General features: G+C 65.6%; 14 protein-coding genes. 9 read left to right on the top strand and 5 right to left on the bottom strand.

Features of this window, described 5'->3' with window-relative positions:
- Positions 1-539: 539 nt before the first annotated feature.
- The 5 genes from ABN034_RS24225 to ABN034_RS24205 all read left to right on the top strand — a co-directional run bounded on the left by ABN034_RS24225 (position 540) and on the right by ABN034_RS24205 (position 4,318).
- Complete coding sequence (locus ABN034_RS24225) at positions 540-1,307, top strand: phytanoyl-CoA dioxygenase family protein (protein ID WP_349693302.1); 768 nt, start codon at positions 540-542, stop codon at positions 1,305-1,307.
- An 87-nt stretch (positions 1,308-1,394) separates the two neighbouring features.
- A complete protein-coding gene (locus tag ABN034_RS24220; protein WP_349693301.1) occupies positions 1,395-1,556 on the top strand; it encodes a hypothetical protein in 162 nt (53 codons plus the stop codon).
- Positions 1,556-1,801 (top strand): hypothetical protein, encoded by a 246-nt coding sequence (locus ABN034_RS24215; protein ID WP_349693300.1) that lies wholly within the window; start codon positions 1,556-1,558, stop codon positions 1,799-1,801. Before ABN034_RS24220 ends, ABN034_RS24215 begins: the two co-directional genes overlap by 1 nt.
- Positions 1,798-2,643, top strand: coding sequence for a hypothetical protein (locus ABN034_RS24210; protein ID WP_349693299.1), 846 nt, complete (start codon positions 1,798-1,800; stop codon positions 2,641-2,643). Before ABN034_RS24215 ends, ABN034_RS24210 begins: the two co-directional genes overlap by 4 nt.
- A 559-nt stretch (positions 2,644-3,202) precedes the next feature.
- Entirely contained in the window at positions 3,203-4,318 is a 1,116-nt protein-coding gene (locus tag ABN034_RS24205; protein WP_349693298.1) for a hypothetical protein, read from the top strand.
- Positions 4,319-4,409: 91 nt separating this feature from the next.
- Here ABN034_RS24205 and ABN034_RS24200 read toward each other — a convergent pair whose 3' ends face one another.
- The gene (locus ABN034_RS24200; protein WP_349693297.1) at positions 4,410-4,577 is read right to left on the bottom strand and encodes a hypothetical protein; all 168 of its coding nucleotides are present in this window, start codon (positions 4,575-4,577) and stop codon (positions 4,410-4,412) included.
- 4 nt (positions 4,578-4,581) lie between these two features.
- Positions 4,582-4,923 carry a methyltransferase domain-containing protein gene (locus tag ABN034_RS24195; protein ID WP_349693296.1) on the bottom strand — a complete coding sequence of 114 codons (342 nt, stop codon included), beginning with the start codon at positions 4,921-4,923 and terminating at the stop codon, positions 4,582-4,584.
- Between the two features lie 73 nt (positions 4,924-4,996).
- Here ABN034_RS24195 and ABN034_RS24190 point away from each other — a divergent pair, with 73 nt between their 5' ends.
- On the top strand, positions 4,997-5,362 hold the full coding sequence (locus tag ABN034_RS24190; protein ID WP_349693295.1) for a hypothetical protein: 366 nt from the start codon (positions 4,997-4,999) through the stop codon (positions 5,360-5,362).
- 83 nt (positions 5,363-5,445) lie between these two features.
- Here the strand turns inward: ABN034_RS24190 and ABN034_RS24185 are convergent, their stop codons facing one another.
- Positions 5,446-5,949, bottom strand: coding sequence for an NUDIX hydrolase (locus ABN034_RS24185; protein ID WP_349693294.1), 504 nt, complete (start codon positions 5,947-5,949; stop codon positions 5,446-5,448).
- A gap of 78 nt (positions 5,950-6,027) precedes the next feature.
- On the opposite strand from ABN034_RS24185, the gene ABN034_RS24180 reads away from it, so the two are divergent.
- Complete coding sequence (locus ABN034_RS24180; RefSeq protein WP_349693293.1) at positions 6,028-6,507, top strand: NUDIX domain-containing protein; 480 nt, start codon at positions 6,028-6,030, stop codon at positions 6,505-6,507.
- 113 nt (positions 6,508-6,620) lie between these two features.
- Here the strand turns inward: ABN034_RS24180 and ABN034_RS24175 are convergent, their stop codons facing one another.
- Positions 6,621-6,890 (bottom strand): hypothetical protein, encoded by a 270-nt coding sequence (locus tag ABN034_RS24175; protein ID WP_349693292.1) that lies wholly within the window; start codon positions 6,888-6,890, stop codon positions 6,621-6,623.
- Between the two features lie 1,508 nt (positions 6,891-8,398).
- Here ABN034_RS24175 and ABN034_RS24170 point away from each other — a divergent pair.
- Complete coding sequence (locus ABN034_RS24170) at positions 8,399-9,874, top strand: polysaccharide pyruvyl transferase family protein (RefSeq protein ID WP_349693291.1); 1,476 nt, start codon at positions 8,399-8,401, stop codon at positions 9,872-9,874.
- Between the two features lie 363 nt (positions 9,875-10,237).
- On the top strand, positions 10,238-11,161 hold the full coding sequence (locus ABN034_RS24165; RefSeq protein ID WP_349693290.1) for a hypothetical protein: 924 nt from the start codon (positions 10,238-10,240) through the stop codon (positions 11,159-11,161).
- 18 nt (positions 11,162-11,179) lie between these two features.
- On the opposite strand, the gene ABN034_RS24160 is transcribed toward ABN034_RS24165, so the two are convergent.
- The gene (locus tag ABN034_RS24160) at positions 11,180-11,743 is read right to left on the bottom strand and encodes a hypothetical protein (protein WP_349693289.1); all 564 of its coding nucleotides are present in this window, start codon (positions 11,741-11,743) and stop codon (positions 11,180-11,182) included.
- Positions 11,744-11,936 lie beyond the last annotated feature (193 nt).

Here is an 11,936-nt window from a genome sequence, read left to right as displayed (position 1 = left end):
GGTTCCTTCATACGGATCAACGCGCTGCAAGTCTCGGAGTTGGCACCGGCGATGTCCATCACATCCGCTGACAGCGGAACGCCCCGCCGGTCAACAGCGCAGCTGACGCAGGTCGCGATCTCCTCGCCGGTCTCTTGATCAGGGGATGCGGCGTAAGGATCTGCGTGCCACATGTGTGCCTGATAAGACGGCCGATCATGGTCCATCGCGGTCAACAGCGGTCATGCAATGGAGGCTCTGCATCCGGCGTGGTGCCAGCTGTACCTGACGCGTGGAAGGACGGGGTGTCGGCGGAACGGGCCGTGTCCCGTCTGGCAGGGCGATGCTGCTGCTCGGCTCGGAAAGATGATCGAGCCGGGTGCATTGGCCGTGGAAACTCGGTAGCGGTTCCACGTGCGGGCGGCTAACGTCGGAGCCGACAACCAAAAATCCCGCTCCGGGACACTGACTTCTTCCAGCACCCGGAGCCACGTGACTCACGTGTCGCGTGGCTCCGGGTGCTTTCGTTTTCTCGGGGTGCATCGCAGGAGGAGGTAGGGATGCTGACGCACGAGCAGCGGGAGGCGTTCGACGAGCAGGGCCTGCTCAGACTGGATGGCGCCGTTCCGCGGGCCGACGCCGAGCGGATGGCCGAACGGGTCCGCGAGTTCCTCACGTCGGAGGAAGCGATCCGCCACAACAGCGAGCACGAGTACCTCGCCGAGCATCCAGGTGGCTATCAGCCACTCAAGCGAGCTGGTGTGTTCGACGCCGTACTCGACAGCGCCGTACCGGTGGCGTTGGATGAACTGTTCGGACCGGACGGCTGGAAGCGCCCGCGGCATTGGGGCAATCCAGCAGTCACCTACCGGGTGTCTGACGCGCCATGGGCGTTGCCGACCGATGGCTGGCACGTCGACCGCGCTCCCGACGAGCAGGGCCGGTCGCGCTCGGTCACGGTGTTCGTCGTCCTGGCGGAGCTGCGACCGTGCGGCGGTGGAACGCTGATCCTCACCGGTTCGCACCAGCTGGTACGGCGCTACGGCCAGCACGACGTCAAGAATCGCGCCCAACGCAAGCTCCTTGGCGCCCGTCACCCGTGGCTCGCGGAGCTCTGGAGCCGCCAACCTGATCCTGGGATCGAGCGACGGAGCCGGTACCTCGAGGAAGGACCGGTCGTCGATGGCGTGCCGCTCCGCGTGGTCGAGATCACCGGGCAGGCAGGCGACGCGTTCCTTATGCGTGGCGACACGTTTCACGCCGTCGCACCGAACGCGCTCGACCGGCCGCGGATGATGCTGATCAAGGGCGCTCCGGTGTCTGCTTGAGGTCGAGCACGCCATGGCCGCAGCGTCAGCCGGGGCGTGTTCCGTCCCAGTTGCGCTGCCGCGGACGTCCAGTATTCGTAAGAGGCGATGTTCGGTGTTGGCGTCGAGGGCAGCTGTCGGCTCGTCAAGGAGGAGCAGGAGGGGTTGGCGGCAGTACTCCGGATCCACACGGGCACGCACGCGCGCGCCCAAGGGCCGAGCAGCGGGGCGCAGACGATGTGGAACGCCGACGTCAGTCGCTTCCTCTGATGGCCGCTGGCTTCGACGCCCTCTTGGTGGTCGAACAAACACAGGTCCGGCTGGTCGACGAAGCGACCGGCATGTACTTCCACGCCGGCATGGCCGATCTTTCCGCGTTCGCTGACGAGGGCCTTCCCACTTGTGCGCTTCCGCCAGGCACGGACCGGGGGGTCGCCACGGTCCGCACCGCGCATCACATGACCGACACGCTGATCACAGCCAGAAAGGTCGCGAGAAGGGAAGGCAACAGATGAAGACGCATGAGGATGAAGCGAACGACCTGAACGAAGTGCGGATCGAGGCGTGCATCGTCAACCACAACACGTCGGAGTTCGCCGAACTGGCAGTACGCACCCTGGCCGCCACCCACGCGGATTGGCTGAGCTCCGGCCGGTTGGGTGCCACCGTGGTGGACAATCACTCGACCGACCAGGGCCTGACAGACGTGAAGGCCGCATGTCGCGAACTCGACGTCCGCTTCCGCCAGTCGGCCTGGCCGGCGGCGCAGGCTCCGGTCAACACCCACGGCGACGTGCTCCGCGACTTCGTCGTCGGACACGAAGCGGCCACGCACTTCCTGTTCATCGACACCGATGTCTACTTCCTGGCCCAGGACACCGTGGGCGTCATGCTCGCCGAACTGGCCAGTCGGCCCGACGTGTGGGCCATGCAAGCGCGGTTCGCGTGGGCTGAGGAAAACCGTGGGCTCGGCTCGAGTCTCACCGTCGAGGCCGGACCAACTCAGCAGCTCTGGGCGAACATCGACGGTGCATCCGTTGGCCCGTTCGCTGGGCCGTACAAGCCTCGCTGCCATCCAGCATTGGCACTGGTGCCCAACACCGCCGCCTTCCGCAAGGTTGCCGACATCATCGGACTGTCGGCAGCATTGATCATCGCGGCCGACCCATCCACGGCTGGGTTTGCGGACACGTTCGGCTTGGCGTCGCTCGTCATGCAGACGCACGGCCTGCGGTATGCGCTGTCGGAGGTGACCGTCGGGCACTACTACGGCGTCAGCTACGAGGACTCCGATCAGCCGGTCGCCGGCAAGATCGTCGACTGTCGGCAACGGCTCGCCGAGCTTCGATCAGCGTGACAGGACGGTTGATCGCCGGGCCACGTCATGCACAGCAGGCGAACAAACGTCCAGAAAGTTCGGTTCGACAACGCACGTCAATTCAGGAGCACTACGCGGAACCGCTCGCGAGCGGTTCCGGGAGAGCCCGTCGCACGTGGCCACCGGCACGAACGGGTCGAGGGGTTGTGTGGCGTGTCCGTAGGGAACCCCGACGTACGGCTGGGGATCCTCTCACGTGCGGGCTCGTCGCCCGTCGTCGTGTTACACGCGACTTCACTGGTGGGTACAGGTCCAGGTTGGAGAGAGTCGCACTTTGTGTCGCACGGCCTCAACTTGGGGCGTGTGCTGGTCTTGAGGCAACCGTCAACACGAAATCCTGATGCTGGGCGGCGTGATGAGCTTTGAACACACGAGAGCCGAGAGTGCCGTAGCGTTGCGCGAGCTCGCGGGTTTCCCGTTGGTGGACGCGCTCTTCGGTCGTCGTTCGCGTCGGTTCGCTATGGGTGACGAAATCCCGGACGGTCCACTGGCGTTTCGGTCCAGGCGCGATCCTCTTCCGCTCACTGAACTGGAGCGGATGCTGGTGCTAGGTGCGATGGGCGGCACGACGGGCTGGCACTACTCGATCACCCATAATCCACGCTTAGCGCCTCATGTCCCGAACTACTCGGCCGCTGCGGCCGGGCGTACGTTTCCTTCCGCGGCCGGGGTGCACACCGCCGAACTGTTCTTCACCGATGACACCGGGCTGTACTTCTTTCCGACGCGCGACGCTGGTGCACTGGTGGACCCGGCGGCCGAGGAGATCACGGCGGAGTTGATGGTCGAACGTCACCGAGACCGGTCGCGCCGGCTGTCGGCCGAGCGACTGTACCTGCCGAGGGAAGAGCCGTACCTGGACCGACATAACCACTGGTGCGTGAACGTCCCCGGTTCCCTTCTGGTGATACCGGTGGCAGACATCGCCCAGCACTTCATCGCCGTCTTGTGTTTCCTCGCCCAGAACGGCTACGCGATCTATGACGACGTCCACAACCGCAAGATCCCAGGCCTGGACACATTCGGTGGCCTGGTCGACATCGAACAGCCGTTTCCACTGACCTTCGCCGAACAGTACGCCTTGACCGAAGCCACAGCCGAGCTCGCAACCGCCTGCTACGCGGGCACGCTCATGCTGCAGGCGATGGGTCTGGGAGGTTGGATGTTCGACGGGATCGACCGGTTCACCATGCTTGGCGCCTCGGGCACCCCGAAGGTGCCTGGGCTCGGTTTCCGTTATGACCGGGACGAGCGCTGGTCGACACCCAATCCCACCGGCCGCGAAGGAGTCTTCGAAGCCTACTGCCCTCCCCACTACTCCGACATGGCCGCTGCAGTCGAGGCGTTCGCCCGACGCAAGTTCGGGCCTGGTGGCCCCTTCCATCCCGACACCCCAGGCGCCTGGACCGACAGCCCAGGTGTACGAGGTAGCGCGCAGGTCCACGACGAGCGGTTCAAGGCGTGCATCACGCTGCAAGCGCAGTACATCTTCGACACGTTCGGCAAATTCCCCGGAACCGTACCGACGGTGTTCATCCTGAACTACGTCCAGGCCCACCACCTGGACCTCGAGTTCTACGACCACCACTTCAAACCCGGGGCCTACCTGCACACGCACGCCACCCACCTGCAGAAGTGGCACAACCGAGCTTGAATCGGCCGTACCCCTTCGCAGTAGGCTCGGTAGACCTCTGTCTGGTAACGAACAAGGTCGGACTTGACGAGGTGACGTGTCGTGGCAGCGCTCAGTCGAGCAGGCGTCTGCCGTCGTGATGCTCTCTGGGTTCGAGCACGCCACCCGGAATCTGCGAGGCGCCGCTGTCCGTTCCTTGGATGGCGACCAGGATCGCCCATCGGGACGGCGGCTGGGCTTGCGGATCGAGTTTCATCCATGCCTTGTCGAGGGCGGCCATCCGTTCACACGACATGACTGAACCCGGCGTTCACCACGGTGGCGACGTGTTCGGCGGGTGCCTCGAGCCAGGTCACCCGTGGGTCCTGGACCCGCTCGGCAGCGATCTGGAGCATCGCGGCTGAGGCGTCGACGGCGGTCACCCGCCCGGTGGTTCCCAGCTCAGCCAGGATCGCTTCGGTCGTCACACCGGTTCCGCAGGCGAGGTCCAGCACCTCGCTGTCTGGTTGCAGCCGCGCGCAGCGCACCAGGTCCGTGCTCGTCGACCGATACATCGGGAACCTACGCGCGAACCCGTCGTACATCCGCGCGTTCTGCTCCTCGCGCCAATGCTCGACCAACCGCATAACGTCTCCTCAACTGCCCGCTGAGCTACGAGGCTAGTTGAGAACATTCTGCAGTCCGCGCGTGGACGCGTGTATGGCGCGCCGTCGGCTGCTGCCCACATATCCGATGGCGGCGTTTTTTCGGGCGGTCTGGGCACCCACGGGTGAGTCTGTCGTGGTGAAGCTGAACGCCTGTGCGATCGAGCTTGACTGGATGTCTGTGGTCTCGCGTCGCGCGCCCGGACTGGTGCCTCATGTGTACGCCAGTGGCCGGCGTCTGGGCGATGTGGACGTGGGTTGGCTCGTCATGCGGAGAGCCCCCCACCACATCGATTCCGGGTCTCATGATGACTGCCGCAACCTGATGCTCGCGGCAGGAGGCCCACTCCTGCTCATCGACCCGCTTCCACGGATCGCCAACTGGGCCTGGGATGCCGCCTACGCAGATGCTCTCGGGTAAAGAGAGGACCCCTCGGCTGGTGCCGCTCCTTGCCGAGGCGCGACGGTCGCTCGGTCTTCCCACAGGGCGTCCGAGGCAAGGCGTCATAGGAGTCCGCGCGCGAACGCCTCCCACAGGCCCGCATATGTCAGCGGCGTGAAGGTCTCGGCGTCGTACTCCAGCCGCTGCCGGAGCTTGTCCGTCGGCATCCACTGGGCGTCGCGGGTGTCGTCACCACGGGACTGAGGCTGGCCGGTCCCGATGGCCAGGAAGACCATCAGCATCGAGGGATACCCACCGTCGATCATCTGGACGCACAGGTCCGGCCGCGACACCTGCACAAGCTGGTCATGCACCTCGTGCTCGGCCACCGTCTGGCCGACGGTGATGTCGCCGACCCCGGTCTCCTCCTCGACCTCGCGGCGTAGGCAGTCCATGACCGGCTCCCACGCGCGCCACTTGCCCCCGGGCAACTCCCAACGTCCGAGGTTGTCGGGGTCGCTGCGTGGCTTCCATCGCTTCTGGATGAGTACGGCGGGGGCCGCGTCACGCTGGCGCACCAAGCCGTACACGTTGGGCAGGACCAGCGACTCACGAGTTTCGGTCATGCTTTGATTATCGCGATCATCAACAGGCCGGTTCGTGGTCGACACCAAGGCCCGCACGGGGAGGAGGATGCCGGGACGATGACCGAGCATCGACGGAGGATCGCCGCCTACGCGATCTGCCTGCGGGACGACCAGGTTCTGTTGACTCGGTTCGTCGCTCCTGACGGCATCGACCGGCACTGGACGCTGCCGGGCGGCGGGGTCGAGCACGCCGAGGATCCTTACTACGCGGTCGTCCGCGAGGTGGAGGAGGAGACCGGCTACCAGGTTGAAGTCGAGCGGCTTCTGGGCGTCGACTCCCGATCTTGGCCGGAGGCGTCGCGGGTCTCGGGCGATGCGGAACTGCACACCGTGGGCGTCTACTACCGCGCCCGGATCGTGGGAGGCGAACTGCGCCACGAGATAGACGGATCGACCGACCTGGCCGCATGGATGTCGGTGACGGACGTGCCTGGCTTGGTGCGCGCTGGTCTTGTCGACGTCGGGCTGGAGCTGGACCGCGCGCGACCACGGACGGGCCATGTCGACCCGGTGTCGGTCGGCGGCCGCATACGGTAGCCGACGCCTTGTCACCCCTGAACGTTGAAGTCGCGGGGCCGTTGTGCCGCGCTGATGGACCTCGTCGTACGCGGAGGGTGGCGACCATCACTGAACGCGGGGTCCAAGCGTGGCTAGCCGTCGCTCGTCACGTGCTCGACGTGGTCCTGCTCCGTCTCGCGGAAGCGGCGGAAGGCATGCATGTCGTAGTCGAGGCCGTATACGCGTTTGAGGTCGGCGACGGCGGCAAGAGAGCGCTTACCGAGCGCGCTCCACGCCTGCTCGCCCTCCTCGCCGGGCACCGGCTCGAACGAGTGCAGAACGATTTTCTCGAGCAACTGCCCGAGCGTCATGTTCTCGAACTCGGCCAGGCCCTTCAGGACCTTGACCAGGTTCCGCTCCATGCGGACTCCAAGTTGGACCCGCTCAACCGTGGGTACATCTTCATCCGTCGTCATGGTCCCATGGTACCGTGGGACCACGACGACGAACTAGGCGTCTCTGCTACGCCGGACACGCCGATATCGTGGCGAGCTCATCGACGGGTCGATCGGAGTAAGAGGAGAGCCCCGGGTGTACGGGTTCAAGGCCGTCAGGCGGACACTTCGCCTTGAGCTGCTCGAATGCCTCGCCGGACGGTCGAACGCATCACGGTTGAGTGCCATCCGTCGGTAGGCCCGGTCGCTATCCGGGCGACGACGGCGTCGGCCTCGCCGATCACGGGGACGTCTGGTCCCAGCCATGGCAGGTGACGGCCGAGCCGCTTGCGTTGACGGCGACGGTGGAGGGGGCAGTCCTCGCGAGAGCCTGCTGGTGGACGGCGTGCCCCGGCGGAGCCTGATCGGCGGTGCTCCGCTCATCCGCGGGAAGGGCAGGCGGTGGGGACAAGTCGCCCTCTTCGATGTCGACATCACGATGGACGGCGTGTCGATTCGTCCGTTCAGCGGCGGGCAGGTTTCTCCGCCGGCAGGATGACGTCGCTTGTTGCCGGCTCGGCCGGGTCGATGACTCTTCTCGGCGACGGTGGATCTAGTGGCGCCGGAACTGGGGTCCGGAGCCCAAAGCGGATCGGTCCGATGGCTGCTCGTACTCTTGTTCCGTTGTGTCCGGCGGTATCCGGCAGCGGGCCTCTGTTCATACGAGGAGCGCGGACGTTCTACCCGTTCGGCCGTAGACGATCTCAGAGAGCTTACGGTTGCAGTACCGGCTTCGGGAAGCCGATCCGTCGGGAGCGGTGTCAGAACGTTCGAGATGCCGCCGGTCAACTGCACGAGAAGTGGGTGGCGGCGGCACAGCGCGGTCTTCACCGTCGTGGACTACCTTGAGCATGTGCGTACCTTCCCGAACCAGCGCGCCAACGCCGGTCCTGATCAGAACAACACCGACTTCAGATCATCCTCGGGAAGGTGCGCCCCTTCACGTCACCTCACCGAGCATCATCCACAGGTTCTGATCATTGCTCAAGAGTCATTGTGGAACGAGCGCAGTGGACTTGTGCTTTGCGGCCTACCTGCCTGATGCGGTATCTGATGAACGTGACGGGACCGTGTGACGTGGGTCCTCCGGACTGCACTCAGCTTGACATCGTCGGCGCGGCGCCATAAAGAGGGGAGGTCGCTATCGTTCAGCCTGTTGTCGGCGAGAACGCCGTAAACGCAGAGTCCGACCGGATAGCCAGCTTCGCCAACCAGGGTTCCCATCCTGGCCGCCACTTACGGCGTGCAACTCTCTGTTTGCACGCTGTATCTAGCTCTCGGCTTGGGGCTTAAGCGAGGCTTGACAGCTTATCTAAGGTTGCGAGCAGAGACTGAGGGGGACGTGCCGGTCTTTCCGAGTTGTCCCTCTTTGCCCTTTTCCTCGCGCGTCCGATCCCGGTCCGACCCGTGTCGGCCTTGCCCACCTGGGGAATGTTGTGAAGCAGATTCTCATCCGTTCGGGTAAGAGCCCGTTTCGTGTTGCTAGCCCGGCTGAGTTCGTGCATCAGGACCTGATCGGGACGAACACGGGCAATCTGCTGTTCAGTGATGCTGCCCATAGACTGCTGATGACCCCGGACACCGAGGTGACGTCTAACGGCATCCGTACCAACTGCTCGGTCGAGCGTGCCGCGGAGATCAACGAGCGGTACCACGTGTTTGTGGTCCCGCTCGCTAACGCATTCCGCCCTCGGTTCCAGGCTTCGCTCGACCGGCTGAGTAGGTTGATTGAGCAACTCACTATTCCGGTCGTCGTGTTCGGCGTTGGAGCGCAGGTAGGGGAGGACTACTCCACCGAGTGTCTGCAGCCGATGGAGGAGTCGGTCAAGCGCTTCGCCTCCGCGGTACTCAGTCGGTCAGCGTCTATCGGAGTCCGCGGTGAGCTGACCGCAAGCTACCTGAACAGCCTCGGTTTCGACGACGTCGACATCATCGGCTGCCCGTCGATGTTCTGGCACGGGGACAGGTTCCCCGATATCCGGGCAGCCGAGCTTAGTGTGGACTCGCGCATCGCCATCAACCTCTCCCCAGACGCGATTCCCGTCGGGGACCTCGCCGGCATCGCTCGGCGTACTTGGGAGCGCTACCCGCACCTGACCTACTACGCGCAGAACACCATCGACGCGGAATTGATGCTGTGGGGTGACACGACACCCGAGTCGGGGAAAGCCGACCCCTTCCCGATGTATCACAGTCATCCTCTTCTGCGCGAGAACAAGGTGCGTGTGCCACTAGACCCGACGAGCTGGGTCAGGGAGCTAGCCGACTACGACTTCGCCTTCGGAACCCGAATCCATGGCAACGTCGCTGCGCTGCTGGCCGGCACGCCAAGCGTCGTCCTCACCCACGACTCGCGAACCCTGGAGTTGTGCCGGTACTTCGACATCCCGTACCGACGACTCGCCGAGGTGCCTGGCGACACCGACCCGCGTGAGCTGTACGAGCACGCTGACTTCTCCGCTATGCTCAACGGCCACGGTGAGCGGTTCGAACGTGTCGTCGCCTTCCTCGACCGCAACAACCTGCAGAACACTTACACCCACGGCGACAAGGGCGCGGCCTTCGACGCCAAGATGGCCTCCCTCGAACTGCCCGCGTCCATGCCGGCCTGGGACGGCAGCAACGACGCCAACATGCGCTACCGCATCAGCAGGCTGCGCGAGCTGATCATCGCATCCGACATCAAGGCCGCGACAGCCAACAAAAGGCTCCGCGTACACCTTGCAGCCGCCAAAATGCGCCAGGTAGATGCCACCAACCGGCTCGCAGCCGTACGCGAGGAGCTCGACACCACCCGCGCGCAGATTGCCGCCATGGAGCGACGGATCACACGCGTCGAAAAGCAGATCCTGGTTCGCATCGGCCCCGCCCTACGCCGCCGCATACGCCGGCTCCGTGGCCCCATCGGCTGAGCCGACAAGACCAGTCGGCCTGAGTCAGGGCGGTCGGCGCGGCGGCGCCGACGAGCGCGAGCAGGTCGCGACCGTCATGCTTCCCGGCGACCGGACGGTCACCCAGAGCATCGGCAGGGTGTCAGTCCAGACCGGCTTCTACATGATGATCGACCGGGACAGCCAGGAGTCTGATGCGGCGGAGCGGGCGCCCTCGTCAGTGGAGACGGTCGCGGCTGACACCTGGGGTGAACCCGCCGCCGGGATGTGGCCGCTGCCGGATGAGGACCAACCTGGCGGGAAGCCTCCTGACCGTCACGTTCTCGCCAGCCGCCCCTTCGGCCACTTTGAGAGGACGGACGCGGACGGTTTAACCTGCGGCTCGTGCGCTTCCGCAGGAAGTCCGTCAGCCTCACGGTCGGTGACCGTGCGCTGGAAGATCTCCACGTCCGGGCAGCGACCCAGCGCGGCCGCGCCATCGCGGCGGAGTCCCGCGACTGGCTGCTGGTGAAGTCGGTGATGCAGCCGGGGGAGCGGGCACGTGCGCGAGTTGCGGTGCGCTTCCCGCACGAGGGGAACGCCGCGGGCTTCGCCTTCGTCACCGACCAACGGGTCATCTTCGAGGTCCGCGAGCGGGTGACTGCGGTGGCGCTCGCGTACGTTGTCTTCGTGGGGCGGCCGATCGAGCCCAGCCTCGGAGACTTCGTCGTCACGGCGAGGACGGCTGGCGGGCCCTCGGGCGGTGAGTTCACCACGGCGATGCGGATCCGTGATGCCGAGGCGTTCCACGACTTCTTCCCCACGCTGCTGGACGCGGCCCGGGCCGCGGGCGCTCTGCCCGAGGTCGACACGAGCTGGGGAGGCGAAGCTCCGCGACCATCCGTGCCACGCGGCGGCGAGACCGCCGAGCCGCTGCCGACCGAGGTGCTCGACCGTGCGCTCGCCACCTTCATGGGGGATGACGAGCGGATCGCGTTCGCCGCCGAGATGGTGTGTGATGCCGGTGGCCGGGTCACCGTGCTGGTTACTCAGCGGCGTCTCGTGGTCATCGAGAGCCGGCTGATCTGGGCGGCCCCGCTCGAGCGCACGAGAGTGGCCGAAGCCGGCGGGAGCGCCGGCCAGGTGTGCCTGCTGGCCGAGACGGTCACCGATTCTCTGGTGCTCGGTGGGGGTCTCGCGTCCGTTGATCCCGGCCAGCGGCGGTTGACGCTGCGGTCGGACGACGACCCGGCCGTCGGCGTACGCCTCCACGCGCATCTGCGTGCGGGTGGCGCCGGCCCGCTCATGGCCTGGCCGGCGGCCGAGTGATCGTCGTCGGTGTGGAGTTCAGTCCTGCGGGTTGAAGAAGAAGCCGAGTGCGAGCGACCAGGCGAGGTGCCACACGTAGACGCCGAGGACGAGTTCCCAGCCGAGGTTGAGTGACAGGAAGCCCGCGTTCAGATCCGGGAACTGCGTCGGGATCCACCAGAGGCAGCTCAGCGTTGCCAGGACCATACCCATGGCGACTCCACGGGCGACGTTGCGCGCGGTCGTCAGCGTCTTGCCTAGCAGGGGGAAGATCAGCAGCGCGTAGCCGAGCGCGAACACGATGCCGTTGAAGGTGTGGAAGATGTGCCCCTCGAACCACTGCGTCGTAGCGGCGGCCTTGGGCATGAGAATGGATCCGTTGAAGTAGGCGAAGTCCAACTTCGGCAGGCCGATACCGGGCATCCAGTAGCCGATCATGTCGGCGATGTGGAGGGCCGCGAAGCCCGCCACGAGCCCGCCGATGAGTCGGTGCGTGTTGACGTACTGAGGCCAGTGAAGTCCGGCGGTCTGGCGTTGGACCACCGGCAGCGCCTGGTCGTCCGCTGGTACCTGCCGGGCGACCAGGTCCTCACGGGTTGCCAAGTGGCCTGGCTGGTACGGCTGGTGCGTCGAAATGATGATCTCCTTCGTCGCCCCAGGGTCGGACGTCCCTCTCGGTCGCCCGCCCCGTCCCCGGGTGGTGAGGGCATGATGTCCCGGTATTGGGTACTCCATCCCGCTCTGTCACGCAACTCCAGCGTCGCTTGTCGCCGGCATCGTCCTTGAGCAGCTTCCG

Source organism: Actinopolymorpha sp. B11F2 (genome assembly GCF_040195635.1).
In the GTDB taxonomy this organism is placed as follows: domain Bacteria; phylum Actinomycetota; class Actinomycetes; order Propionibacteriales; family Actinopolymorphaceae; genus Thermasporomyces.
Note: the sequence above shows the minus strand (reverse complement) of the source record. Positions and strands in the feature narration are given on the sequence as shown.